Annotated in this window: 19 protein-coding genes; 10 read left to right on the top strand and 9 right to left on the bottom strand. The window is 68.8% G+C overall.

Annotated elements, in window-relative coordinates:
• Positions 1–66 precede the first annotated feature (66 nt).
• A complete protein-coding gene (locus BLU81_RS22935) occupies positions 67–1,419 on the bottom strand; it encodes an L-serine ammonia-lyase (protein ID WP_231954712.1) in 1,353 nt (450 codons plus the stop codon).
• A gap of 129 nt (positions 1,420–1,548) precedes the next feature.
• Here BLU81_RS22935 and BLU81_RS22930 point away from each other — a divergent pair, with 129 nt between their 5' ends.
• A complete protein-coding gene (locus BLU81_RS22930) occupies positions 1,549–1,857 on the top strand; it encodes a PadR family transcriptional regulator (protein WP_092546550.1) in 309 nt (102 codons plus the stop codon).
• On the opposite strand, the gene BLU81_RS22925 is transcribed toward BLU81_RS22930, so the two are convergent.
• Positions 1,854–2,693 (bottom strand): glycosyltransferase, encoded by an 840-nt coding sequence (locus tag BLU81_RS22925; protein WP_092546549.1) that lies wholly within the window; start codon positions 2,691–2,693, stop codon positions 1,854–1,856. The two genes, BLU81_RS22930 and BLU81_RS22925, sit on opposite strands and share 4 nt — an antisense overlap.
• A 189-nt stretch (positions 2,694–2,882) precedes the next feature.
• On the opposite strand from BLU81_RS22925, the gene BLU81_RS22920 reads away from it, so the two are divergent.
• Positions 2,883–4,313 carry a hypothetical protein gene (locus BLU81_RS22920; protein ID WP_092546548.1) on the top strand — a complete coding sequence of 477 codons (1,431 nt, stop codon included), beginning with the start codon at positions 2,883–2,885 and terminating at the stop codon, positions 4,311–4,313.
• 257 nt (positions 4,314–4,570) lie between these two features.
• Here the strand turns inward: BLU81_RS22920 and BLU81_RS22915 are convergent, their stop codons facing one another.
• The 3 genes from BLU81_RS22915 to gabT all read right to left on the bottom strand — a co-directional run bounded on the left by BLU81_RS22915 (position 4,571) and on the right by gabT (position 8,139).
• Entirely contained in the window at positions 4,571–5,338 is a 768-nt protein-coding gene (locus tag BLU81_RS22915) for an SGNH/GDSL hydrolase family protein (RefSeq protein ID WP_092546547.1), read from the bottom strand.
• A gap of 108 nt (positions 5,339–5,446) precedes the next feature.
• On the bottom strand, positions 5,447–6,826 hold the full coding sequence (locus BLU81_RS22910; protein ID WP_092546546.1) for an NAD-dependent succinate-semialdehyde dehydrogenase: 1,380 nt from the start codon (positions 6,824–6,826) through the stop codon (positions 5,447–5,449).
• Positions 6,823–8,139: a 4-aminobutyrate--2-oxoglutarate transaminase gene (gabT, locus tag BLU81_RS22905; protein ID WP_197686353.1), complete on the bottom strand. Its 1,317-nt coding sequence runs from the start codon at positions 8,137–8,139 to the stop codon at positions 6,823–6,825. The genes BLU81_RS22910 and gabT overlap by 4 nt, the downstream gene beginning before the upstream one ends.
• Before the next feature lie 72 nt (positions 8,140–8,211).
• On the opposite strand from gabT, the gene BLU81_RS22900 reads away from it, so the two are divergent.
• Positions 8,212–9,093 carry a LysR family transcriptional regulator gene (locus BLU81_RS22900; RefSeq protein WP_231954710.1) on the top strand — a complete coding sequence of 294 codons (882 nt, stop codon included), beginning with the start codon at positions 8,212–8,214 and terminating at the stop codon, positions 9,091–9,093.
• Positions 9,094–9,100: 7 nt separating this feature from the next.
• Here the strand turns inward: BLU81_RS22900 and BLU81_RS22895 are convergent, their stop codons facing one another.
• Positions 9,101–9,664, bottom strand: coding sequence for a Uma2 family endonuclease (locus BLU81_RS22895; RefSeq protein ID WP_092546544.1), 564 nt, complete (start codon positions 9,662–9,664; stop codon positions 9,101–9,103).
• Between the two features lie 116 nt (positions 9,665–9,780).
• Between BLU81_RS22895 and BLU81_RS22890 the strand changes: the two genes are divergently transcribed.
• The 3 genes from BLU81_RS22890 (at position 9,781) to BLU81_RS22880 (ending at position 12,293) form a co-directional block, all read left to right on the top strand.
• Complete coding sequence (locus BLU81_RS22890) at positions 9,781–10,944, top strand: MFS transporter (RefSeq protein WP_092546543.1); 1,164 nt, start codon at positions 9,781–9,783, stop codon at positions 10,942–10,944.
• 22 nt (positions 10,945–10,966) lie between these two features.
• Entirely contained in the window at positions 10,967–11,314 is a 348-nt protein-coding gene (locus BLU81_RS22885) for a hypothetical protein (protein ID WP_092546542.1), read from the top strand.
• Between the two features lie 274 nt (positions 11,315–11,588).
• Positions 11,589–12,293 carry a DivIVA domain-containing protein gene (locus BLU81_RS22880; RefSeq protein ID WP_092546541.1) on the top strand — a complete coding sequence of 235 codons (705 nt, stop codon included), beginning with the start codon at positions 11,589–11,591 and terminating at the stop codon, positions 12,291–12,293.
• 50 nt (positions 12,294–12,343) lie between these two features.
• Here BLU81_RS22880 and BLU81_RS22875 read toward each other — a convergent pair whose 3' ends face one another.
• Positions 12,344–13,999 (bottom strand): M28 family metallopeptidase, encoded by a 1,656-nt coding sequence (locus tag BLU81_RS22875; protein WP_092546540.1) that lies wholly within the window; start codon positions 13,997–13,999, stop codon positions 12,344–12,346.
• Between the two features lie 214 nt (positions 14,000–14,213).
• On the opposite strand from BLU81_RS22875, the gene BLU81_RS22870 reads away from it, so the two are divergent.
• Both BLU81_RS22870 and BLU81_RS22865 read left to right on the top strand, forming a co-directional pair.
• Positions 14,214–15,110: a lysylphosphatidylglycerol synthase transmembrane domain-containing protein gene (locus BLU81_RS22870; RefSeq protein WP_157751747.1), complete on the top strand. Its 897-nt coding sequence runs from the start codon at positions 14,214–14,216 to the stop codon at positions 15,108–15,110.
• Positions 15,111–15,120: 10 nt separating this feature from the next.
• On the top strand, positions 15,121–15,477 hold the full coding sequence (locus tag BLU81_RS22865; protein ID WP_092546538.1) for a VOC family protein: 357 nt from the start codon (positions 15,121–15,123) through the stop codon (positions 15,475–15,477).
• 26 nt (positions 15,478–15,503) lie between these two features.
• Here the strand turns inward: BLU81_RS22865 and BLU81_RS22860 are convergent, their stop codons facing one another.
• Positions 15,504–18,542: an RICIN domain-containing protein gene (locus BLU81_RS22860; RefSeq protein WP_092546537.1), complete on the bottom strand. Its 3,039-nt coding sequence runs from the start codon at positions 18,540–18,542 to the stop codon at positions 15,504–15,506.
• Between the two features lie 92 nt (positions 18,543–18,634).
• The gene (locus tag BLU81_RS22855; RefSeq protein ID WP_197686352.1) at positions 18,635–23,467 is read right to left on the bottom strand and encodes a family 43 glycosylhydrolase; all 4,833 of its coding nucleotides are present in this window, start codon (positions 23,465–23,467) and stop codon (positions 18,635–18,637) included.
• A 144-nt stretch (positions 23,468–23,611) separates the two neighbouring features.
• Here BLU81_RS22855 and BLU81_RS48505 point away from each other — a divergent pair, with 144 nt between their 5' ends.
• The gene (locus tag BLU81_RS48505; protein ID WP_157751746.1) at positions 23,612–24,304 is read left to right on the top strand and encodes a hypothetical protein; all 693 of its coding nucleotides are present in this window, start codon (positions 23,612–23,614) and stop codon (positions 24,302–24,304) included.
• Positions 24,305–24,395: 91 nt separating this feature from the next.
• Positions 24,396–25,028 (top strand): AAA family ATPase, encoded by a 633-nt coding sequence (locus tag BLU81_RS52100; RefSeq protein ID WP_373873352.1) that lies wholly within the window; start codon positions 24,396–24,398, stop codon positions 25,026–25,028.
• Positions 25,029–25,039 lie beyond the last annotated feature (11 nt).

Below are 25,039 nucleotides of genomic sequence, written 5' to 3'. Positions count from 1 at the left end.
TAGCGCTAACGCTACGGGGGAATGTTTCGAAGTGTTGATGCCCGTAACTTCCTTGTCAAGGAATCGTCAGCACTCGATCACATTGACGGCCAGGCCGCCCCGGGACGTCTCCTTGTATTTGTCCTTCATGTCGGCACCGGTCTCCTTCATGGTCTTGATGACCTTGTCGAGGGAGACGTGATGCCGGCCGTCGCCACGCAACGCCATCCGGGCCGCGGTGACCGCCTTCACCGCGGCCATCCCGTTGCGCTCGATGCATGGGATCTGCACCAGGCCACCGACCGGATCGCAGGTCAGGCCCAGGTTGTGCTCCATGCCGATCTCGGCCGCGTTCTCCACCTGCTCCGGCGTGCCGCCCAGCACCTCGGCCAGCCCCGCCGCCGCCATCGCGCACGCCGAACCCACCTCACCCTGACAGCCCACCTCGGCGCCGGAGATGCTGGCGTTGCGCTTGAACAGCAGCCCGATCGCCCCCGCCGTCAGCAGATAGCGGACCACCCCCTCCTTGTCCGCGCCCGGCACGAAGTCCAGGTAGTAGCGCAGCACCGCCGGGATGATGCCGGCCGCACCGTTGGTGGGGGCGGTCACCACCCGGCCGCCGGCCGCGTTCTCCTCGTTCACCGCCATCGCGTAGACGGTCAGCCACTCCATCGCCAGTTCGGCACGATCACCGGCCACCCGCAGTTGCCGGGCGGTCGTGGCAGCCCGGCGACGAACCTTCAAACCCCCGGGGAGTACGCCCTCCGCGTCCAGCCCGGCGTCGATGCAGTCGTTCATCACCTGCCAGATGTCCAGCAGACCGGATCTGATCTCCGACTCGGTACGCCGGGCCCCCTCGTTCGCCAGCATCAGCCGCGAGATCGACAGCCCGGTGGCGGCAGTGGTGTCGAGCAGGGCGGCAGCCGTGGGGAAGAGGTAGGGGACAGGCTGGTGCTCCACACGTACCGCCGCGGAATCAGCGTCTCCCGTCACGAACCCGCCGCCGACCGAGAAGCAGGTCTTCCGCAGCAACTCGGTGCCGTCGGCGCCGAGCGCGGTGAACCGCATCCCGTTGGGATGCCCCGGCAGCGACCTGCGGCGGTGCAGCACCACCTCGACGGTGACCTCCCGGTCGCGCATCAGCCGCAGCCGGCCGTCGGCCCGGATCCGGGCGGCCCGCGCGTCGGCGCCGAGCACGTCCACGGTCTCCGGGGCGTCCCCCTCCAGGCCGAGGACCACTGCTTTCGGTGTCCCGTGCCCGTGACCGGTAGCGCCCAGCGAGCCGAACATCTCGGCACGGACGTGGGCCAGACGGGGGAGGTGGGCGGCCCGGACGGCGAACATCCGGGCCGCGCGCATCGGCCCGACGGTGTGCGAGCTGGACGGGCCGATGCCGATCGAGAACAGGTCGAAGACGGAGATGTGCTGGTCAGAGCTCACGATGCACTCCTTTGTGCGCCGGCGGCCGGGGGTGGGGATACCGGCGGACTTGGTTACGTGAGCGGGGTCGTCCTCGGTTCAGGGCGAGGTACCGCTTGACCCTATGTAGAGTTCCGATAGAGTGGTCGAATGCGGATCACGGTACCGACCGCGCGGGTACTCGCCGCGCTCCTCGCCGACCCCGGAGCGGACCGCTACGGTCTCGAACTCATGCAGTCCACCGGCCTCGCCAGCGGCAGCCTCTACCCGATCCTGCACCGCCTCCAGGGCGCCGGCTGGGTCGAGGCCCGCTGGGAGGAGATCGACCCAGCCGCCCAGGGCCGCCCGGCACGCCGCTTCTACCGCCTCACCGCCGACGGTGCCGTCGACGCCCGGCAGGCCCTCGCCGCGCTGCACGCCCAGACCGCCCTGCCCGCCCCGAGGATCAAGCCGGCCTAGACGCTCGACATCGGGTTCTTGCGGGCCGTCACCGCCGGTAGTCCGTGCCGCCGGTGGTGACTGGTGTGCAGCCAGCGCATCATCGGATACATCACCAGCAGGAACCGGGCGGTCATCCAGGCCCGGGCGTACGAACCCCGCCGCAGCCGGCCGACGTGCTGCGCGTACCCCCGCTCAGTCATCAGCAGGTAGTGCCGGAACCCGGCGAAATCACCCTTGACCCGGCGTGACGACGTGCCGGCCAGCAGCCGCCGCTCATAACGCACCGTGTAACCACCGGCCCGCAGATGCATGCCGAGATCCAGGTCCTCGTGAACCTGCTCGCCGTCGCAGAGCTGCGCCGACACCGCCTGCCAGATCGGCCGCCGGATCGCCATGTTCGCGCCGAAGACCCAGTCCAGACGGCCGTTCGGCACCGTCCAGATGCCGCGGACCAGTGCGTCACCCCGAGCTGCCACCCGCGGCATCGTCACGTCGTAATAGTTGACCGGCCCGGTCGCCGCGTCCACCAGCGGATCACCGAAGGTGGCCTCCACCTCGGCCAGGTAGCCGAACGGCAGCCGGGTGTCCGCGTCGATCCGCACGATCACCTCACCGGTCGCCGAGTCGAGACCCCGATTGCGGGCGTGCTGCACTCCCTGAAGCGGCTCGTGGAGCACGATCACCCGCCCGCGGAATTCATGCAGGATCTCCGCGGTCCGGTCGGTCGAATTGTTGTCGACGACGATGACCTCGTCAGCGGCCCGGGACTGCGTCAGAACGGCCTCCAGGCACGGGCCGATCATTGATTCTTCGTTGTATGCCGGAATGACTACGGAAATGCGCGGCCGGACCATCGTTCCTCCGAGAAGTCTATTGGCGAGGATGATTCCGTGCTGGTGGTGAAGGGGGAAACTGATGCCGGGCGACGAGTGGGTGGCAGTTTGATGAGCGGCCGGCGACCGGTAAGGTCTGTCGATGCGCGGATCATGACGCGCCGATTAAGACGCCCCTAAGTAAAACTTAAAACAATTGAGGAAAAGGACATGCGAGCCCGGAGAACCCTGCTTGCGGCATCCATTGCCGCACTTGCCGCTTTTGTCATGGGAGCGTGCTCACCGGCGTCGTCGGAAGTCGCTGCTCCGGCCCCTGGCGAACAGGTCGCGGCCGAAGGCTCGCTGCCACCCGGCGTCGCCGCGTCCGGTGCCCCGGGCGCGGTGGGAGCGGCCGGGGCGAACCCCTCGGTCTCGGCTCCGGGGCCCGCCGCTTCGGCTCCGGTCTCGGCGTCGGCCGCTGCCGGGGCCAAGACCGCAGCGACCGCCGGTGGATGCGCCCGCAAGGTCGCCGCCAAGCCGGTCGCCAAGGTCACCACGGTCAGTCTGCCGTCCAAGGTCACCGGTTACGGCGGCGAGGGCGACACCGAGAAACTGCCGATGTCTCTGGCCGCCCGCCCCGACGGCACCTCGTGGCTGGCCTGGCTCGGCACCGACGGCAAGGTCTACCTCGGCAAACTGGGTTGTGACGACAAACTGGTCGGCAAGCCCACCAGTTTCGTCGGCATCGACCTGCAGGACGTGCAGGCCGACGCGACCGGCGGCGTCATCCTGCTCACCCGCAAGGGCACCTGCGGCAGCGGCCCGCTCTGCGGCGGTGAGTCCAGCCCCTGCAACACCATGCACATGGTCCGGTTCGACAACAACGGCCAGCAGGTGTGGCAGCGCCAGGTCACCAACCTGACCGCCAGCCGCACCGGCTACTCCGACGGCGCCCGCTTCGTCTGGTGGTACCAGCACCACGGCCGGCTGGCCACCAACGGCTCCGACTGGGCCGCCTACTTCGGCGTCGCCATCACCGTGAAGAACGGCAGCTGCGTCGACATCCACCAGGGCGACCGCATCCAGGTCGTCAACAAGAGCGGCAACCTGGTCGCCGGTCACAAGGACGCCGCCGAAGTCGGCTGCAGTCACGCGTGGACGTCCCGGATCGTCTGGGACCCGCGGACCAAACGTTTCGTGACCGTCTGCGCCACCGACAACGGCTGCCGGATCGCTCAGCCCAACCCGTACCGCACGGTAGCCGCCGGAACCTGCGACGGCACCCTCTTCGGCGGCGACCTGGTACTGGCCAAGACCAAGGGTTACTGGACCGCGTGGAGCCAGGGCGGCACGATCCGCCTGGAGAAGTTCACCACCGGCAAGTCCACCACGTCGATCAAGACCGGCATCGCGTCGAAGCATCCGCACCTGGTCGCCTACGGCACCAACCGGATGCTGCTGTCCTGGCAGTCCGGCGCGTCGATGGCCGCCCAGGTCTACGACGCGTCCACCGGCAAGACCGTCGGCGCCCGCCTGACGCTGTCCGCCAAGGACCACGACTACCAGGCGTTCAAGCCCTACACCGACGGCAGCGCCGCCTACCCCGCCACCGGCGGCACCACCAGCACCATCAAGATCGCCCGAGTCCTACCCCAGTCCTGACTTCCCGGCCGCCCGCACCCATGCGGTGGGGGCGGCCGTCCTCCCGGTCCCGGTTCTCGAAGATCAAAACCGGTCTCTGGTACGAATTCCACACTCCCCAACCGCAGCACCCCGGCCGTGGCGAAACGCGAGCCAGGCGACCGGCCCGGCGGGCGCGGGGCGGCCGTGCCGGTCGCCTGGCTCGCGGGGTCAGGGCGGGACTTTGGGCAGGCGTACCAGAAAAGGGTCTTGAAGTCTGCCGGGCCGGGACGCGCGGGTCAGGTGGTGATCGGGGTCCAGGTTGCGTATTTGGGGTCTCGGTTGTCGCCTGAGGAGCGGCCCCGGAGACGGCGGTTGATCCACGGGAGGACGTGCTGGCCGTAGTAGCGGGCCTCGGCCAGCAGGCCGCCGGAGCTCGTGGGGGTGGACGGGTCCAGGATGTGGGCGGCTGTGGCGTGGCCCAGGCCGGCCAGGACCAGGCTGGCGACCCGGCGGTGGCCGTTGGTGTTCAGGTGCAGGCGGTCGGCGGACCAGTAGTCGCCGCGGCGCAGTTCGCGGTCGCGGAAGCAGTCGACGAACGTCACGTTGTCGTAGCGGGGCAGGATTGCGGCGACGGCGGCGGTCAGCTCCTCGCCGCGGCGGCGGAACGTGCTGCCGAACGGGATGTGGTCGGCCGGGTCGGCGCCGCTCAGGACGACCATGTGCACGCCGGTCCCGGTGGCGCGCTGCAGCGCGTGCTCGGTCAGTTCGACCAGGTGGGCGATGGTGACTCCGCGGCGCAGCATGTCGTTGCCGCCGCCGTTGAAGGAGATCATCGTCGGTTTCGGGTCGAGTGCCAGGGCTGCTTCCAGCTGATCGTGCACGATCGGTGCGAGGAGGCGGCCACGGATGGCGAGGTTCGCATATTCCACCGTCTCGCCCTTCTCGGCGAGGGAGGCGGCGAGGCCGGAGGCGACCAGGTCGGCCCAGCCGCGCTCGGTGCCGTCGGGCTGGGTGTCGCCGAGGCCCTCGGTGAAACTGTCGCCGATCGCGACGTAGCGTGTCATGTCGTTCTCCCCGCTGGTGATTGCCCCCGAATCTATCCGATCGGTCGGTCGGATTGTTGGGATGGCGGTCTACGTCACTTCACCACCAGCGGGGTACGTGGATCGATGTCAGGCGGGCCAGTCGACGCTCAGGTACTGGGTCTCCTGGAACTCGCGCAGGCCCTCGCGGGCGCCCTCCCGGCCCAGGCCACTCTGCTTGACGCCGCCGAACGGGGCCGACGGGTCGGAGACGAGACCCCGGTTGACGCCGACCATGCCGGCGTCGATCGCCTCGCCTAGCCGGAGCGCACGCAGCAGGTCACCGGAGTAGACGTAGGCCGCCAGGCCGTACTCGCTGTCGTTCACCAGATCCAGCAACTCCTCGTCGGTGGACCAGGTGGTGATCGCCGCGACCGGGCCGAAGATCTCCTCCTGCAGGATCGGCGCGTCGGCGGGTACGTCCACCAGTACGGTCGGCGGGTAGAACCAGCCCGGCGCGTCCGGAGTCGTGGTCCGGTGGCTGATCCGGGCACCGGCGGCGACCGCCTCGTCCACCGACTTCGTCACCCGGTGCAGGGCGGTCTCGCTGATCAGCGGCCCGATCGCGGCCCCGTCGGCCGCGGGGCCGACGGTCAGTTTCTCCACCGCGGCGCCGAACCGCGCCACGAATTCGTCCCGCACCGCCGTGTGCACGTAGAACCGGTTCGCCGCGGTGCACGCCTGCCCGCCGTTGCGGAACTTGGCGATCATCGCCCCGGCCACTGCCGCGTCCAGGTCCGCGTCGTCGGCGACGACGAACGGCGCGTTGCCACCGAGTTCCATCGACGAGTTCACCACCCGGTCCGCGGCGTGCCGCAGGAGTACCCGGCCGACCTGCGTGCTGCCGGTGAAGGAGATCTTGCGGACCCGCTCGTCGTCCAGCCAGGCCCCGACGACACCGGCCGAGTCGGAGGTGGTGACCACGGTGATCACGCCGTCCGGCAGCCCGGCCTCGGTGAGCAGGCGGGCGATCGCGAGGGCGGTCAGCGGGGTCTCGGCGGCCGGTTTGACCACCGCGGTGCAACCGGCGGCCAGTGCCGGGCCGATCTTGCGGGTGATCATGGCGGCCGGGAAGTTCCAGGGCGTGACCAGGGCGGCCACCCCGACCGGCCGGTGCGTGACGAGGGTCCGGGTGCCACCGGCCGGGGACTCGCCGAAGTCCCCGCCGGGCCGCACCGCCTCTTCGGCGAACCAGCGGAAGAACTCGGCGGCGTACGTGATCTCGCCGGTCGCGTCGGACAGCGACTTGCCGTTCTCCCGGGTGATCGTCTTCGCGAGTTCGTCACGGTCGCGGATCATCAGTTCGTACGCCCGGTGCAGGATCTCCGAACGCCGCCGGGGCGGGGTCTTCTTCCAGGACTTGAACGCCTCGGCAGCCGCGTCGACGGCCTTCAACGCGTCCGGGATGTCGTTGTCCTTCACCGAGTCGATGGTTTCGAGAGTGGCCGGATCGATCACCGGAATCGTCATCGGGCTTCCTCCAGAGCGGTAGCGATCACGTCGAAAGCGTCGTCGAGCAGGGCGTCGCTGATCGTCAGCGGCGGCAGGAAACGCAGCACGTTGCCATAGGTACCGCAGGTCAGCACGATCACACCCCGTGCGTGTGCGGCCTTGGCGACGTCCTTCGCCAGCTGGGGGTCCGGTACGTCGCCGCCGGACTGGACCAGTTCGACGGCGAGCATGGCTCCGCGGCCCCGTACGTCGCCGATCCGGTCGTCCTTGATCTTGTCAAAGCGTCCCTTGACCAGGGTCTCGATCTCGCGGGCCCGCTCGACCAGCCCGTCCTCTTCGATGGCCGCGATGGCCGCGAGCGCGGCGGCGCAGGCGATCGGGTTGCCTCCGTAGGTGCCGCCCAGGCCACCCTCGTGCGGCGCCGACATGATCTCGGCGCGGCCGGTCACCGCGGACAGCGGCAGCCCGCCGGCGATGCCCTTGGCGGTCACGATCAGATCCGGGACGACACCCTCACGCTCGGAGGCGAACATGTCGCCGGTGCGCGCGAAACCGGTCTGCACCTCGTCGGCCACGAACACCACGTCGTTCGCCCGGCACCAGTCGGCCAGCGCCGGCAGGAACCCCGGGGCCGGTTCGATGAACCCGCCCTCACCCTGCACCGGCTCGATGACCAGGGCGGCGAGGTTGTCCGCGCCGATCTGCTTCTCGATCTGGTCGAGCGCGCGGGCGGCGGCCTTGCGGCCGTCCAACACCCCGTCGCGGTACGGGTAGGAGCCGCTGACCCGGTACACCTCGGGGGCGAACGGGCCGAACGTGTGCTTGTACGGCTTGTTCTTCGCCGTCATCGCCAGGGTCAGATTGGTCCGGCCGTGGTAAGCGTGGTCGAACACCACGACCGCGTCCTTCTTCGTGTACGCCCGAGCGATCTTGACAGCGTTCTCGACGGCTTCGGCGCCCGAGTTGAACAGGGCCGTCCGCTTGTCGTGGTCACCCGGGGTGAGCCGGTTCAGGGCCTCGGCGACCGCCACGTAACCGTCGTACGGCGTCACCATGAAACAGGTGTGCGTGAACGCCGCCACCTGCTCGGTCACCGCCGCCACCACGCGCGGGTTGGCCGCGCCGACCGTGGTCACGGCGATGCCGGAACCCAGGTCGATCAGCTGGTTGCCGTCGACGTCGACGACGATGCCACCGTCGGCCGCCGCCACGAAGACCGGCATCGTGGTGCCGACACCACTGGCCACCGCTGACACTTTGCGGGCCATCAGTTCCTGGGATCGAGGGCCGGGAAGTTCGGTCACCAGCCGGCGCTGCTGCTCAATGCTCACGTGGTCCAGTCTCCGGTCGGTCGGCCATGCCCGTCTATTACCAGATCGGCAGCTAGGCTATGCCGAGGAGGCATGATGGAGCTACGACATGTCCGCTATTTCGTAGCAACTGCGGAAGCGGGGACCGCCAGTGGGGCGGCCGCGCGCCTGCACCTCACCCAGCCCGGACTGTCCCGGCAACTCAAGCAGCTCGACAAGGACCTCGGGGTGCGGCTGTTCGACCGTGTCGGCGGCCGTCTCGAACTGTCGGCCACCGGGCGCTCACTCCTGCCGCAAGCCCGCGACCTGCTGCAACGGGCTGACGCGCTCAAGATCGCGGCGTCGTTTCACGCACAGGGCCGGTTGGAACGGCTGACCATCGGGGCGCCCGCCGTGACACTGACCGACGTCGTCGCACCGTTCATCGCCACCCTGGCTCCGGACGACCCGACCACCGACGTGATCGAGGTGGACGGCTCGTCACCGGGGGAGACGCTGCTGCGCGGCGCCGATCTGGTGATCGGAACCGTCCCGGCGTCGACCCCGTTCCACGAGATCCCGCTGGCGGTGCTGCCGGTCTGGGCCTACGTGCCGGGCGGCCACCCGTGGGCGTCGGCGGGCGGTGTCACCCTGCACGACCTGCTGGACGAGCCGTTGATCCTGCTGCCGCCGGCGTTCACCGCCCGGCAGGCGCTGGACGCGGCCGTCACCGACAAGCCGTACCGGTCACCGATCGAAGCCGCCAACGGCACGGTGGCCCAAGCCCTGGCCGCCGCTGGCCGGGGCATCGCGATCGCCTCCGACGACCCCCGCTTCGACCTGATCCCCCTGGCCGTGAACCTCGGCGACCGCCGTCTCTCGATCCGGCTCCGGGCCGTCTGGGACTCCCGCCACCCGGCCGCCGCCACCCTCGCCGACTTCGCGAGCCGCCTGGGCCGCTTCATCCGAGCCCGCTACGACGCCCCGGAGTCCTGACCCCGGTTCAGGCCTTGAGCCCGTGATCGGCCGGCTGGGTCTGAAGAAGCCAGGCGAGAGGCATCTTCGTCGTCACGTCGTAGGTGCCGTCTTCCTCCAGCGAGTAAAGGGTGACCGTCTGAGCGGTGTCTCGCTCGACCAGCCAATAGCGAGGGATTCCGGCCGCGGCGTACTCCTGCACCTTGGTGGTGCGATCCATAGATGCTGAACCGGGAGAGACGATTTCGACGGCCAGCACCAGGTCGGTCGTCGGTAACCACACGACTCGAGGTTGCGGTGCCGACCAGATCGTCAGATCGGGAATTCGGCCGCCGCCGTCTCCAGCCGGCCCGGGAAGCTTGATGCCGACCGCCTGGAGAAGTTGTTCGCCGGGCCATCCGGCCAGTACGAGCCAGGCGAAGATGCGGCCGGCGATCGCGGCGTGTTCTGAATCGGCCGGCGGCATTACCGACAGGGCTCCCTCGGGGCTCAATTCGTACCGATGCCCGTTCGGGTCGGCGGCGTTCATGGCCGCAAGATCATCGAGCGTGATGACGGGGGGTAGATACCTACCGAAGGTCTCAGCACTCATGCGGCCATACTAACTAATAGCGGCCCTGAGGAGCCTTGACGATGCCTCGAAAGTGTTGGCCTTGATCGGCGTGAGCGTCGGTTCGCTGCTTCGAGAAGCTTCGATATGGTGGGTCGATGCGGGATCGGTTGCTGCCGTTGCTGGCGCTTGCGGGGGCGGCCTTCTGTTACGTGGCCACCGAGACGATGCCGATCGGGATTCTGACGCTCGTCTCGGGGGATCTGGGTGTCACGCCGGCGGCGGTCGGGCTGCTGATCACCGGGTACGCCGTGACGGTTGCCGTGGTGACCATTCCGTTGACGTACGCCGCCCGGAATGTGTCTCGTCGGCGGTTGATGGTCGGGCTGCTGGCCGTGCTGGTGCTGGCGAACCTGGTGTCCGCCGTCGCCGGGTCCTACGCCGTTCTGCTCGGCGCCCGGCTGCTGGGCTCGCTCTCCCAGGCGATCTTCTGGGCCGTTGTCGCGCCGGTGGTGACGGCCATGTTCGACGTGGCGGTCCGGGGGCGGGTCAACGCCGTGGTGTTCGCGGGGGCCTCGCTCGGGCCGATGCTGGGTGTGCCGGCCGGTACCTGGATCGGTCAGCTGTACGGCTGGCGGGCCGCTTTCCTGGCGCTGACGGTGCTGGCGCTCGCCGCGTTCGCCGCCCTGGCCGTGAGCATGCCGACCGTCGAGATCAGGGCCGGTCACGCGGCCACCGGCACCCGTCCTGACCGGCGGCGGTTCGCGGTTCTGGTCGCCGTGACCACCCTGTCGGTGGCGGGGTTGTACGCGTCGTTCACCTACACCGAGGTGTTCCTGACCGGGGTGACCGGGTTCGCGGCCGCCGCCCTCGCCCCGCTGCTGCTGGCGCGGGGTGTCGCCGACTTCGCCGGGATCGCCGCCGGGGGCTGGGCCAGTGACCGGTGGCAGCGCGGTTCGGTGACCGGTTCGACGGCGGTGCTCGCGGCCGCCCTGATCGCACTCTGGGTGGTGGCCGAATCCCGGCCGTTCACCGCGGTGCTGATGGCGGTCACCGGGTTCGGTATCGGCGCGCTCACCCCGGCGCTGCAGAACCGGGTTCTGGAAGTCGCGCCGGGTAGCACCGACATGGCGTCGGCCGTCAACTCGGTGGCGTTCAACGTCGGCATCGCGGCCGGTTCGCTGATCGGTGCGGCGGTGCTCGACGGTCCGGGCGCGCGGGCCACGGCTCTGGCCGGTGGGCTGCTCACGCTGGCCGCGCTGGCTCTGTTCCTGGCCGAACCGCTGTTCGTGCGCCGTACCCCCGAGGTTGTCCGCAGGTGATCGCCTGGCAAGCTTTGCGCACGTGGAAGCACTGCGGCTGATTCTTCTCCTCATTCACCTGGTCGGTTTCGCCCTTCTGCTCGGCGGCGCCGTCAGCACGCTCGTGTCCGGCAAGATCCGGATCACCCCACCGGTCCTCTGGGGATCGATCATCCAGCTCGTCTCCGGCATCGCGCTGTCGGCCCCGCTGCGCGGCGGCGGCGACCACGAGCCCGACCCGATCAAGCTCGGCGTGAAGGCGCTCTTCGCCGTCCTGATCTTCATCATGGTCTTCATCCCGCGTAAGCGCGAGGAGGTCAACAAGGGCCACTTCATCGGCATCGTGACGCTGACCGTGGTGAACGCCGCGGTCGCCGTGTTCTGGCACTGACGCAGAGCACTGACGCAAAGTCCCGGGCCGCTCCGGCACGACCGGCCCGGGACCAGAATTTACCCGCCTCCACACCCGGCTGTGGAGCGAACGGAAGATCCCGCGGATAGGTGTGATGCGGGCGCCGGAAACGTGCGTGTTCATCCGGGCCCCGGTAGTCTCGCGGAGATTCTCACGGGTAGGAGGCCCGGGAGATCACGCCCACGGCAGGGGCACTGGGTCGCTGCGTAGGATCCTTCGCCGCACGGCTCAACCAAGGGAACCGAGGAGCACGATGCCGCTCACTCCAGCTGACATTCACAACGTGGCGTTCAAGAAGCCGCCGATCGGGAAGCGTGGATACGACGAGGAGGAGGTCGACGCCTTTCTGGACGAGGTGGAATCCGAACTCACCCGCCTTCTGGAGGAGAACGGCGCGCTGAAGGACAACCTCCAGCGCGGTGGTGGCGGTGGCGGCGGCAACCCGGCGGCGACCATGGTTCTGAACAACGAGTTCGCCGACCTGGCCGCTCAGCTGGAGCGTCTGCAGGAGGCCCGCGCCCGGGCCGAGCAGAACGCCCGCAGCGTCCAGGAGCAACTCCAGCGCGCCCGCACACAGGCTCCGTCCGGTGCGCTCCCGGCGCTCTCCGGCGGCGACGACGACCGCAACTCCCGGGTGCTGATGATGGCCCAGCGGACCGCCGACGAGCACATGCGCGACGCGCAGCGCGAGTCCGAGACGCTGATCACGGGTGCCCGCGACAAGGCCGACCAGCTCACCAGTGAGGCGGCGATCAAGGCCGCGACCATCGAGGCCGACGCCCGGCGCAACCACACCGAGGCGATGGACAGCCTGGTGGAGAAGCGTTCCGCGGCCCTCGACGAGATCGAGCGGCTCGGTCAGCTGGCGACCAGTTACCAGGAAGCGCTGACGAACCACGTCACCCAGCAGCTGATGGACCTGACCGCGGCACCCGAGCCGGGTGGCCGCGAGATCTGATCGGAAACGAAGAGCCCGCCCGGTCGACGACCGGGCGGGCTCTTCGTGAACTATGCGGAAGGCTGGTGATCGTGCGGGGCGTGCCCGCCATCGGTCACGAAGGTGCCCTGCGGACCGGCCGGGGCCGGCAGTCGCACCGGCTTGCCGGGTACCGGCTTACCGCGAACACCGTTCACCGGCTCGGTCGAGAAGGCGAAGGTGAGCTGGGCGAACGCGATCAGGTCACTGTTGATCTCCAGCGCCGTCAGGTCCAGGTTGTCGATGGTGTCGCCGGGCTGGTGGTAGTTCGGGTCGAACGACGCGCCGGCCGTACCACCCCAGATGGCCGCCTGCTCCTCGGTCTTGACGACCTCGGCGCCGGTGAAGAGGCCACCGGACGGGATGCCCGCCTCGATGAACGCCTGGTAGTCGGAGCGGCCGGAGAACTCGGCGTCGTCGTACGGCAGCTTCTTCCAGGTGTAGTACGACTCGAACAGTTCCTCGATCGCCGTCGAACCGGGCGGCACCACGACCGGGGCCGGGAACGACGACTCGTCCGCGTCGTACACCTGGAAGATGTAGTTCGGCGAGCCGACCATGTCGTAGTTCAGGTACAGCGCGATCTTGTCCTTCTCCGCCTGGGACAGCTCGGCGACGTACGCCGCGGAGCCGAGCAGGCCCTCCTCCTCGGCGCCCCACCAGGCGAACCGCAGCGAGTTCTGCGGCTTGCTCTTGGCCAGCGTCAGCGCGGTCTCCAGGATCGCCGCCGAACCGGAACCGTTGTCGTTGATGCCGGGGCCCTCGGTGACGCTGTCCAGGTGCGAACCGGCGAACACCACGTTGTTCTTGTTCCTGCCGGGCAGGTCGGCGATCACGTTGACGTCGGTCCGGGTCTCCGGCGGCAGTACCCGCACGTGCGCGGTCGAGCCGGCCGCGGCGAGGGCGGCGCCGTCGGCGAAGCTGGCGCCGACGACCGGGATGGTGACGCCGGGGTCGTCACCGAGGGTGCCGACGATCAGGGTCTCCCGGGTCGGGTTGTTGCCCTGGTTGAAGATGATCACGGCTTCGGCACCGGCCGCCTGCGCGTTCTGCGCCTTGACCACGAAGGAGCAGGCCGCGCCGTCCGGTGTGGTGCCACCGCGCTGGATCAGGGCGATGTCGTTCGGGCCGCTGAAGTCCAGGGTGGTGAAGTCGTCCGCCGAGCAGCCGCTGGTGGTGGCACGGTCGCCGGTCAGGTTGACGTCGACCGGGATGACCGGGCCGGTGACGTCACCGGACGGGGCGTTGGTGAAGGAACCCGACCCGTACGACGCGCTCACCGGCGTCAACTGCTGCAGCAGCACCGGGAAGTTGAACTGGAACTCGAACGGGTCCAGCGTGACCTTGTAGCCCGCCTTGCGGAGCAGCCCGGACACGTACTTGACGCTGTCCGCGTAGCCCTTCGTGCCCGCCGCCCGGGTGCCCGGGTAGTTCGGGTCGGTGCTGCGGTCGGCGATCCGCTGGAATGCTTTCAAATGGTCCAGCACGCCGTCGAGCGTCACACATTTCAGCACTTCAGCGTACGTGTCGTTGGCCTGCTTCGCGCATGGGTCGCCCTTGCCGCCGTGCCCGTGACCGCCTGCCGAAGCCGCGGACGCCGGAGCGACGGTCAGCGCGGTGATCAGAACGGCCGCGCCGACCGCCCGTAGCGATCGCCGCCGGGTGGGCGTGGCGTCGTCGTGACTCATCTACGAAATCCCCCTGTCCATTTCGGAACTCCGGGCACACGCTAGTAAAGGCACGTGTCGATGGCTAGAGGGGTGGGTGATAGTCCGCCATCAGTTAGTTGACCTGCCCATTCATCGATCCCTTTAAGTCCGGAAAATCTACCGCGATTGCAGTACGTCAGGTGACCGCGCTGGGACGACGACTTCCCGGCGCCCGATGACGAGGCTGTATCCCGTGACGACGACAACCGCGGAGAAGAGCGGTCGGCGCCCGGTACGAGCGGGCTTGCTGCTCGTGCTGGCCGGCCTCGGAGCGGTGATCGCCCTGCGCGGACGGCTGCCGGACCCGGGAGAGACCCTGGCCGTGCTCGGGGCGGTGGACGGCTGGTGGGCGGCGGCCGCCGTGGTCGCGGCCCTGGGCTCCCAGCTCGCCTTCGCCGACCAGCAGCGACGGCTGCTCGCCGGGTTCGGGGTGCGGGTGCCGGCCGGGCGGGTGATCGCGATGACCCTGGGCCGATCGGCGATGAGCATGACCCTGCCGGCCGGGTCGGCGGTGTCGGCGGCGTTCGCGTTCCGGATCTACCGTCGGTACGGCGCGGCCACCTCGGTCGCGGTCACCGTCACCGCCGTCTCGGGGCTGCTGTCGATGGTCGCGCTGGCCCTGCTCTACCTGGCCGGATGGCTCGTCTCCACCCCGGCGGCGGTGCCGTGGGCGATCCTGGGCGCGGCCGCCGTACTGCCGCTGTTGTTCTGGGGTCGTGGTCTGCTGGCGAAGGTGCCACGCCAGGTCTGGACCGGCGGGCTCGGTGCGGCGGTGGTCAACTGGGCGCTCGACATGTTCTGCCTGGTCGCGGCGGCCGCGGCCTGCCAGGTGACGCTGGGGTGGTGGGAGCTGGCGCTGATCTATCTGGCCGTGCAGGTGGTCCGGCAGGTGCCGCTGACCCCCGGCGGGGTCGGCCTGATCGAGGCGAGCATGCTGGCCGGGCTGATCGCGGCCGGGATGCCCGAGGTCACCGCGGCGGCCGTGGTCCTGCTCTACCGGCTGGTGTCGTTCTGGATGATCCTGCCGATGGGCCTGGCCGGCTGGCTGGCGATCCGCGACCGGAAGCCAGAAGTCCGCACCGAGGCTTAGCATCGGCGGCATGGCTATCGCTCGCTACCCCACCATCGTGCTCGACTGCCCGGACCCGGCGGCGCTCGCCCGGTTCTACGGCGAGATGCTCGACTGGAAGATCGAGATCTCCGAGGACTGGGCCGACATCCGCGCCGACTTCGGTCAGTGCGTGTCGTTCCAGCAGGTCGAGGACTTCCAGGCGCCGGACTGGCCGGGCCAGGGCAAGCCCCAGCAGATGCACCTGGACGTGATGGTCGACGATCTCGACGTGGCGGAGACGGCGGTGCTGGCGCTGGGTGCGGTCAAACACCGGCATCAGCCCGGCACCACGTTCCGGGTCTTCCTCGACCCGGCCGGACACCCGTTCTGCCTCTGCGTGAGCTGAGCCGGAGGCAGAACGGGCTGATCCGATCAGGCCAGGTTGATCCGGTAAGCCGTCCGGCTGGCGCCGTCCTCACTGGTCACGGTCACGACACGGCTGGTCTTCCGCACGACCACACCGACTGAGGCGTACGGGTCGGTCGCGGTCGCCGTGACCACCGCCCGCCCGCTGTGCCGCACCCGGTAGGTGTGGACCGCCGGGTCGAAGCCCCGGATCGGCTTGCCGTCGACCAGGATCGCCGCGGCGGTGGCGTCGGTGCCGACCCCGGGCGCCTGGGCGTAGACCTGAAGCTCGGACACGGTCAGGTACCCGTCCGGCGTCGGCGTGAGCCGCAGACAGAACGTTCCGGCCGGCGCGGCCAGGGAGATGTCGACGACGGTCGAGGTGACCGTGATCGGCGACCCGGTCAGCTCGCACCCGGCGGCGGACGGCACCCCGGCCTGCACGGTCGTGGCGATGCCACCCCCGGACGCGTTGTCCCGGTAGAAGTGCAGCACCGCCCGCCCGGCCGACGACCCCTCGGGCAGGGTCGCGGTGAGCGTCTCGGCCGGGTTGCGACCGGATCCCTTCCAGTTCGACCAGGCCTTGTCGGTGAGGTTGCCGTTGGTGAGACCGGCCGTCGAGTAGCCGCCCTCGGTGAACGACGCGGTCACCGCGACCCCGTCGGCGAGGCCTTCGGACGGCTCGGTGACCTGAACGCGCGCGGTAGCCGGGAGGGTCCGACCGGGAACCACGGTGGCGGTTCCGGACACCGGGACCACGCCCAGCGCCGGATATTCGGTGCGCTGCCAGACGACCGGCACGGTGGCCTCACCGCCGTGGCGTCCGAGAGCGGTCACCGTGGCGGGGAGTTCCGGCTGCCCGCCGGGCCAGGTCTTGGCCCGGCCGGGGACGGTCGTGGTGAAGACGTCGACGGTCACCTTCGCGGTGGCCGGGACGGCCTGTCCCAGCACCCCGGTCGCGGTACCGCGCACCAGCACGGTGCCCGGCTTGCGCCACTTCGACGCAGCCGGCCGGGTCCAGGTGACCGGCAGGGCGCGGCGTTCGCCGCTGGGCAGAACAGTGGTCACGGTCGCCGGGAGCGCGGGTGCCAGGCCGGGTTCGGTGTGGGCGAGAGCGGTTTCGGTACGCCCCACCGTCTCGTCCTTGAGCGTCCATCGCTGGTTCGCGGCCGAGGTGGGCAGATAGGTGCCGACCGGCGAGCCGTCCGCGGTGGCTTCCCCGTTGACGTCCAGCAGCCGCCGGCCCCCGAGGTTGACCAGTGTGTACGTGCCGTCGCCGGTGGTCGAGAAGACCCACCGGGCCCCGTCGTCGACGGCACCGGCCGTCTCCGTGACGGCCTCCCCGTCGCGGACCGCGAGCCGCTGCCCGCTCGCCGCGTTGATCACCTGGTACCGGTCGGAGCCGGCCGGCTGCACGGTCCACAACTGGTCGGCGGCGGTGGTGCTGTTGGTGCGGATCGCCACGCCGGTGCCGGCCGGGGTCAGCGAGCGCCCGCTGGCCACGCCTTCGAGGCGGTAGGTGTGGTCGGCGGCCAGGTGGGTGGCGCCGGGGTCGGTCACGCCGCTGACCAGGAAGGTGGTCACCGACTGTCCGGGAACGGTCAGCGTGGCCTTCTTGCCCCTCAGCCGCACCGGAGTACCGGGGACCAGTTTTCCGTCAGCACTGGTGATCACCGGAGTCACCGACGCGGTTCTCGTCGCATCAAATCGCGACAGGTCGAGCGTTACGCTCTCGTCGGTGGTCGCCGGGTTGGTGTGCACGACGGTAGCGCCGGTGGCGGAGACCGCCGCGATGCTCCGGGTCCCGTCGACTTTCACCAGGTGATCGCCGGGGCGAACGTAGTGGGTGAAGTTCCGGATCGTGTCGTACTTGGTGTTGGTCTGGACCGGACATGTCTGCAGCGTGTCCGTCTTGACGCAGTCGAAGGGGACGTGAATCGACCCCCACTGCAGGTTGCCCTCGGCGATCATGTTCTTGGCGTCCTCGACCGGCTGCCACAGCACCCACGCCGACGGCTCCAGTTCCCGCAGGTCGTCGATGATCCGCTGGGCCATCCCGAGGCCCGAGTCCATGCTGGTGAAGTCCTTGCCCCAGCTGCCCTCGATCTCGCTCATCCACAGCGGCTTCTGCTCGGCCTTGGCGATGTCGCGCACGCTGGTGCGCCGCCCGGTGCCGTACGTGTGCACGTTGATCCGGTCGACCGCGTCCCGGGCGGCCTGGGTGTAGCCGTACCAGTTGGTGACGAGCGTTCCCGGGTTGGTCTCGTCGGGCGCCGCGATGGCCCGGTCCGGCGCGACCTCGGTCAGTGCCTCGATCACCGCGGCCTGCAGTGCGGGCCCGGCGTGGGCGCCCTCCTGCCGGCCACCGGTGGGCTGCCCGTCGGCCCCGAGCGTCGTACGCCAGTAGTTGGTGTTGGGTTCGTTGAGGGGTTCGATGGTGTCTACCGTGATGCCGTGCTGCTGCTCCAGGTACTCGGTCACCCGCACCAGATAGGTCGCGAAGTCGTCGAGGGTCTCCGGCCGGATCTGCTCGGTGGTCGGGTCGAAACCGCCGCTCACGTAGCCGCTGACGGTCTGGAACCAGGGCGGCGAGTTACTGAACGTCTCCCAGTGGTCCACGTCGCTCTTGATCCGGTCCACCCACCAGCGCTGGTTCGCGTCGGCGTCCCAGTTCCAGTGCGCCGGGTTCTCCGGGTCCCACCAGTCCTTGTCGGCCGGCGTGTAGTCCGCGGGCGCCTGCCACCAGCCGGGGACGTCGCCGCCGGGCCGCAGGTAGGAGCGCACGGTCGGGGCGTTGCCGCCGCCGATGTTGTAGCGGGCGATGTTGAGGTTCAGCCCGTCGTCGCTGAAGAGCAGGTCGGCGAGCCGGTTACGGATCTCGTCGGGGTAGCCGCCGGTGGCGTGCGAGAGCCAGGCGAGGCTGGTGCCCCAGCCCTCCCACTCCGGCCCGCGGTACGTCGGGTCGATGGTGATCGTGGTGGTCGCGGCCGCGGCGGTGGCTGCCGTGGGGGCCGCGAGACCCGTGACGGCGAGGGCCGCCGTCGCGAGCAGAGCTCGTAACTTCATCGAAGTCCCTTGCATCTGAGGACGGATGTTTACGTAAACATTTAGCGAAGTGGATGTCAACGAGGGTCGCCCCCCGTTGACATCCACTGGAATCAGGCGACGACGCCGCCGCCGTCCAGGCGTTTCGCCCGGACCTGGTGCACGAGCTTGCCGCTCTTCGCGTGCCACACCTTGATCAGCACGCCCTGCTTCAGCACACTGACCTGGAACCGGTAGCCAGCGGTGCCGTCGATCGTGCCGGGCCCGACGGCAGTCGCCACCGGTCCGATCAGCAGCGCCGACGTGATGCCGGTGGAGTCGAACACCCGGCCGTCCGGCAGCCGGATCCACACCTTTCCGGGCGTCTTGATCCCGGCCTTGGCCACGAACGCGAAGTCCGTCTTCCCGGTCCAGCCGCTGCCCGCCAGGTACCGGGCCTTCGGCTGGTAGACCGCCACGAACGGCAGCACACCGCGCGCCGAGGCGCCGTCGTCGTCACGCACGGTCACCGACGGCCGGTAGAGTCCCGGAGCCGTGTACTTGTGCTTGACCGTGCACACCCCGGCGGTGACCGTCCCGTTCGAGGTGCCGCCGTCGCCCCAGGTGGCCGTGCAGGTGAGCACGTCGCGGCCGGCGTCGCGTACCGGAAGCCGGTGCACGATCTCGGTCTTGATCGCGACCGGTGCGTTCGGGGCGGGGTGCCCGCCGCCCGGCACGGTGACCGCCGGCGCCGCGTTGACGACCGTGATCGTCGCCGAGTCCGTGCTGCGCCCGGCCGTCAGCGTGACCGTGTAGGTCCCATTGTCGGCGCAGGTCAGCGTGGTCTTCGCGGCGTGCGGATCGGTGATCACGCAGCCGGCCCCACTGACCGTCCAGGTGGCCCGGTTGGCGGTGTTGGAGACGGTTCCGTTCAGGGCGATGGAACTGCCCTCAGTGCCGCCGGCGTCCGGTCCCGCTGACACGATCGTCACCGGGTCGATGCTCTCCAGGGTCGGCACGACCGGCTTGATCGAGCCGTCGGCGGCGAACTCCAGGCGGTCGATCGTGGTCTCCCGGTGCGTGCCGTCGCCGCCGGGAATCGCGAACCGGTGGTAGGCGATGTACCAGTCCTGGCTGCTGGAGGAAGTGCCCGGGACCTGGACCACCGAGTGGTGACCGGTGCCGAGGATGCCCAGCGACGCGTCCTTCTGCAGGATGACGCCGACCCGGTCGCTCCACGGCCCGAGCGGGGACGTGCCGGTCGCGTACGCCACCCGATAGTCGGCACTGCGGGTGTCGTTCTCCGACCACATGAAGTAGTAGACGCCGTTCCGCTTGATGACGAAGCTGCCCTCGTTGTAGTTCGTGGGCTTGTACGTCTTCACCAGCGCCGGGTCGAAACTGATCATGTCGTCGTTCAGCGGGACCTGGTACGAGTTGCCGTTACCCCAGTACAGGTAGGACTTCCCGTCGTCGTCGGTGAACACCGCCGGGTCGATCATCTGCCCGCTGTAGGTGCCGGCCGGGACCAGTGGGCGGCCCAGGTCGGTGAACGGCCCGGCGGGGGAGTCGGCCACCGCCACACCGAGGTGCTTGCCGGTGTTCCCACTGGCCAGGCCACCCGAGAAGTAGAAGTAGTACTTGCCGTTCTTGGCGGCGATCGTCGGCGCCCACGCGCTGTTGTCGGCCCACGTCACGTCCGGCCCGAGGTCCAGGATCACTCCGTGGTCGGTCCAGTTGACGAGATCTTTCGACGACCAGGCGTGGAATTGCGTACCGGACCAGCCGTCGAACCCGTCGGTGGTGGCGTGGATCCAGAACGTGTCCCCGAAGACCGAGATGTTCGGGTCCGCGTTGAGTCCGGGAAGGATCGGGCTCTTCATCACCAGGGCGCTGACGGTCCAGGTCCGTTTCGCGCCGTCGGTGCCGGTGACCTCGTACGTCACCGGCTTGCTGAAGTCCCGCACGGTTCCGGAGGCCGGGTTGATCGCCGAGCCCTTGGCCAGGGTGAACTCCGGCGCCAGCTTCGTGACATCGCTTCCGGGCTGGACCGGCAGTTTCACCGTGCCCGCGGTGTCGTCGATGATCGCTTCCGCCTTGAGAGCCTCGAGAGCAACCCCACCGATTGATGTCGTACGCCCGGCAAGCTCCAGAATCTCGGTGGCGGGCAGAGCCGTGTCGTAGATCCGGAAGTCGTCGACCTCACCGGCGTAGTACGGATCCGCCGCATAAAGGCTGCGACCGATGTAACCGCTGTAGGACTTCGATGCGTCATACAGATCGGAGGGCTTGACCGTCACCCCCGCCGCGCTCGCGATCTTCGTCCCGTTCAGGTACATCGCCGCGTTCGCCCCGTCCACGGTGACCGCGATGTGCTGCCAGCTCCCACCCGGCAGGGCGGCGCTGTGCGACAGCTTCGACTCGGCCTGCCACGACCCGGCGGTGATCGCCGAGAACAGCACGTTGCTGCCGTTGCGCGGCCCGGTGAACAGGTACTTGTTGCTGTCCGGCCCGAGACTGTAGATCCACTGGTTGACCGTGGTGGACGCGGTCCACTTGGCCCACACCGAGACCGTCACCGCGTTCGCGCCTTTGAGCACCCCGTTCGGGATGGTCGCGTAGTTCCCACCGGACATCTTGAACGAGCCGTCCTGGACCCCGGTGCCCCACGCGGGCGTGTTCACGTAGGTGCCGTTGAAGTCGTTGCCGGAGGTGTCCCGGACGACCGTGCCGCTGGTCTCGTCGAACTGGTACCGCAGCCGCAGGCCCTGCGCCGGAGTGGGCGGCTCCTCGTACTTCGCGGAGATCCGCTGGTACTCGGCGGCCGTCACCGGCAGCACCGTGCCGTGCCGCGGACGCGACGGCAGGCTGTAGGTGGGCTCCGGAGTCCAGACACCCGAGTCCAGGTCGGTCGTCGAGAACGGGACGTAGCCCCGGCCGCCGTACTCGTCGATGAACAGGTACCACTTGTCCTGGGTGTTCGACTTGAAGACCAGCGGACCCTCACCACGAGCGAGAGCACCCGAGCCGATGCACTCGGCTTCCAGGCTCCAGTTCAGGTCGAGCAGGTCGGTGGCCTTCTCCTGGATCAGGAACTTGCTGCACGGCGAGTCCGACGAGTTGTTCCGCTCGTCCTTGGTGATCCGGTGGTAGACCCCGTCGTGCTCGACGATCGTGGAGTCGATCACCGAGTAGCCGGGGTCCTTCCACACCTTCGGCTCACTGAAGGTCCGGAAGTCGCGGGTGGTGGCGTACATCATCCGGTTGTAGGAACTGCCGGTGTGGTTCGGATCCGACGCGGCGTAGAGCTTCGACGCCCAGAAGACCACGTACGCGCCGATGTTCTTGTCGTAGAACGCCTCCGGCGCCCAGGTGTTGCCGGCCGTGTCCGGGGAGACCTTGACCAGGCGCTGATCGGTCCAGTTGACCAGGTCGGTGGACTCCCACACCATGATCGACTTGCTGCCGGAGCGCTGTGACGCGTCCCAGTCCCCGTTGCCGTAGATCTTCAGGTCGGTGGCGATCTGGTAGAACTTGTCGCCCTCCGGCGACCGGATGATGAACGGATCCCGCAGACCCTCGGTGCCCTTCGTCGACGTCAGCACCGGGTTGCCGTTGTTGATCTCGCGCCAGCTCAGCGGGTCGTTGCCGTTGCTGAGCGCGTTGTAGACCTGCTCACCGTTCGCGTAACCCTCGCCGGTGAAGTAGCTGAACAGGTAGCCCTGATACGGCTCCTGCTTCGGCAGCGGCGGGACGACGGCGGTGAAGTCACGGCTCGCGCTGGCCGTGCCGTAGGTGACCGTGGCCGTCAGCGTGACCGTTCTCGCCTCCTCGCCGTGGGCCGGGCGGTGCACCTCACCGGTGTTGCTGATCGTCGACGGCTCACTCGAAACCCACGTCGCCGCTTGCGGCAGGGCCAGGTTTCCGCGTACGTCCGCAAGGTTGTTGATCGTCAACGCCTTGACCGCGGCCTCCGCATTGGCCGCGTCGTCGAAGGCCGCCTTGACCGTCACCTCGAAGGTCTTGGTGCCGGTTCGGCCGCCGCGGGCCAGCGTCGCGGTCAGCGTGGCGTGCGCGTCCGGCTCGCCCGCCGCCGGCCGGAAGACCTTCCCGGCGTCGCTGATCACGTCACCGTCGCTGCTGCGCCAGGTGACACTCGAGCCGTACGTCCCGGCAGCCGGCAGTTTCAGATCAGCGGTGAGCGCACTGACGTCGCCCAGGTCGAGTGCCGCCACGTCGGCTTCGACGGCCGCTTCGTTCGTGTTCGCGGCCAGCTGTTCGACCTCACCGCCGGACAGCGCCCGGTCGTAGACGCGGACGTCCCGCAGCCGGCCCTTCAACAGCCGGTCACCGGTGTAGTTCGACTTGCCGAAGTAGTTCGCGGTCGTCGAACCGCTGCCGATCGCGCTCGGCAGGACACTGATCGCGGTGTTGGTGGCCACCGCGACGCCGTCCTCGTAGAGCGTGCCGGTGGTGCCGGACTGCGTGTAGGTGACCGTCTTCCACGTGCCGCGGGCCAGGTTGTGGCCGTCCGCTGGGCGGGTGTTCTGCTCACCCGACCAGTTGCCCGTCGAGATCGCGTTCCGGAAGCCGTTGCCGGTCGCGAACAGGTAGCCGTTGCCGTATCCGGTAGCCGTGTCGGTGTTGCCGAAGCCGTAGAGGAAGTACGGCGTGGCCTGCGAAGCGTCGATGTTGACGTCGAAACTCACGCTTATCGCGTCAAGCGATTTCAGCAGGTCATCCGGCGCTTTCACGTAGGTGTCGGTGCCGTTCAGCCCCAGCCCACCTGCCCAGGTGGGGGTGCCGGCGACGGTGCCGTCCCGCCCGTTGCCGGACGAGTCCTTGGCCACGGCCCCGGACGACTCGTCCAGTTTGTACCAGAGGACCAGCCCGTCATCGGCGGCGGCCGCGGTCAGGGGTGCGGTCAAGGTGCCGGCCAACATGGCCAGCGCGGTGAGGGGTGTCAACACTAAGGTTCTGCGGCGCCCGAGACGCCTGCTCATCTGCATGGTTCTCCCAGCCGAGGACGACCGCGCACACCGTCCCCGACCGGTGGCGCGTAACGGGGGTGTTGCCAGAGTGTTAGCGCTCACAGCCCCCGCGTCAAGAACTTGTCTGCCACCACCGCCTCCACAGTGTCTTCGTCCCACGTCGATCAACCCCAGCACCCTGGCTCGGAGCATCTGCCGGAAAGCCTCCGCACCGAGGGCACTGTCGGCCGGGTCGGCGACGACGAATCCGTGGCGATCGACGACCGTTTCGCCGAGGCCCTGAACCGCGCCGTCGACATCGCCAGCCAGGGCCGTTACCGGATCCAGCACATTCGGGCTCGCTGCCCTGAGCGGGGTACAGCCGTAATCCACTGTGAACTGATCACTGTGGGCTACGGTAGAATCCCACGGTGTCAGTCGACGTCGGCGTTTCGGGGAAGTTTTCACCTGCTCTGCCAGTCCGGCCGACATGGCGATAACGCTGGCTTCTACCTGCTTCGGTTCTATGCGGTCGAGTGCGGTCTCAAAGCCGCGATCCTCACCCGTATGAGTGCTCGTTCGACTGCCCAGTTGCCCGACCGTCTGCGGAGCCATGATCTTCGTGCGCTCGCGCTGGAGTTGCGGCTCTCGCCAGCCGAGACACGAGGCATCAGTCCGTGCGAGACGAGGGACTCGGCATTTCAACGGCTCGCGCCGAGCCAGGTCCACGAGGCCTGGCGATATGGTGCCCGCCTTTCTCCTACAACGGAGAAGGCATTCGTGGCAGGGTTGGACTCGTTGATCGAATGGTGCCGGAAGGAACTTGGACGATGACCTCCGACGGGACTGTCGTGACGCTGCCCCCGCACCCGACCATCTCTTCACATGGCTCGACGTGGAGCAGCATTTCGCCACGCTGGCAGGGATGAAGGTATGGCCGTCGTGGCTGACGGAGGTCAGTGCCTACTGGGACTCGGTACGCATCCTCGTTCTGCCCGGCACGGAAGATGCCGCGGTATGGGCCTGGCTTCGGCAGGCGTTCGGTCCTCTGACTGCCGACCAGTCCCTCGAAGCCCTCGTGCTCGATCGGTCCGACAGAGAACGCGTTCTCACCGTGACGATCGAGCCCACCAGTGAGCAACCGCGTGAGGTACGAACACCTCGCTGGAGGGATCGACTAGTCACGGCTGACATCGGACGCGCACTGCCCGCTCCCACCGAGAGTCTCCCCGAGGGCCTGGACATCTGCGTCTTCCATTCGTTCAAAGGCGGAGTCGGGCGGACCCTGCACTGTGTGGCCGTGGCTCGAAGGCTCAGCGAGAGCGGACGCCGGGTTCTGCTCGTGGACGGCGATCTGGAGGCACCCGGCATCACCTGGATGGTGGACGCGCGCAGGGCATGCGCATGGACTTCGCCTATGAAGACTTCCTGGCATTGGTGCATGGAAGCGTCGATGACGAGTACAACGAGGCGATCGACCTCGGCGCCAAGTTCCTCGCGAATCAAGAGCTGGACCGGATCCTCATCATGCCCGCGCGCCGTCGCCAAGGCCTTCTGACGCCACCCCGC

Source organism: Actinoplanes derwentensis (genome assembly GCF_900104725.1).
Classification (GTDB): Bacteria; Actinomycetota; Actinomycetes; order Mycobacteriales; family Micromonosporaceae; genus Actinoplanes; species Actinoplanes derwentensis.
Note: the sequence above shows the minus strand (reverse complement) of the source record. Positions and strands in the feature narration are given on the sequence as shown.

What these genes read in the sequence shown, in the direction of transcription:
- BLU81_RS22930 (WP_092546550.1), top strand. Translation starts at nt 1,549, where the DNA reads ATGCGGATCACGGTACCGACCGCGCGGGTACTCGCCGCGCTCCTCGCC.
- BLU81_RS22925 (WP_092546549.1), bottom strand. Translation starts at nt 2,693, where the DNA reads ATGGTCCGGCCGCGCATTTCCGTAGTCATTCCGGCATACAACGAAGAA.
- BLU81_RS22920 (WP_092546548.1), top strand. Translation starts at nt 2,883, where the DNA reads ATGCGAGCCCGGAGAACCCTGCTTGCGGCATCCATTGCCGCACTTGCC.
- BLU81_RS22915 (WP_092546547.1), bottom strand. Translation starts at nt 5,338, where the DNA reads ATGACACGCTACGTCGCGATCGGCGACAGTTTCACCGAGGGCCTCGGC.
- BLU81_RS22910 (WP_092546546.1), bottom strand. Translation starts at nt 6,826, where the DNA reads ATGACGATTCCGGTGATCGATCCGGCCACTCTCGAAACCATCGACTCG.
- BLU81_RS22900 (WP_231954710.1), top strand. Translation starts at nt 8,212, where the DNA reads ATGATGGAGCTACGACATGTCCGCTATTTCGTAGCAACTGCGGAAGCG.
- BLU81_RS22895 (WP_092546544.1), bottom strand. Translation starts at nt 9,664, where the DNA reads ATGAGTGCTGAGACCTTCGGTAGGTATCTACCCCCCGTCATCACGCTC.
- BLU81_RS22890 (WP_092546543.1), top strand. Translation starts at nt 9,781, where the DNA reads ATGCGGGATCGGTTGCTGCCGTTGCTGGCGCTTGCGGGGGCGGCCTTC.
- BLU81_RS22880 (WP_092546541.1), top strand. Translation starts at nt 11,589, where the DNA reads ATGCCGCTCACTCCAGCTGACATTCACAACGTGGCGTTCAAGAAGCCG.
- BLU81_RS22875 (WP_092546540.1), bottom strand. Translation starts at nt 13,999, where the DNA reads ATGAGTCACGACGACGCCACGCCCACCCGGCGGCGATCGCTACGGGCG.
- BLU81_RS22865 (WP_092546538.1), top strand. Translation starts at nt 15,121, where the DNA reads ATGGCTATCGCTCGCTACCCCACCATCGTGCTCGACTGCCCGGACCCG.
- BLU81_RS22860 (WP_092546537.1), bottom strand. Translation starts at nt 18,542, where the DNA reads ATGAAGTTACGAGCTCTGCTCGCGACGGCGGCCCTCGCCGTCACGGGT.
- BLU81_RS52100 (WP_373873352.1), top strand. Translation starts at nt 24,396, where the DNA reads ATGAAGGTATGGCCGTCGTGGCTGACGGAGGTCAGTGCCTACTGGGAC.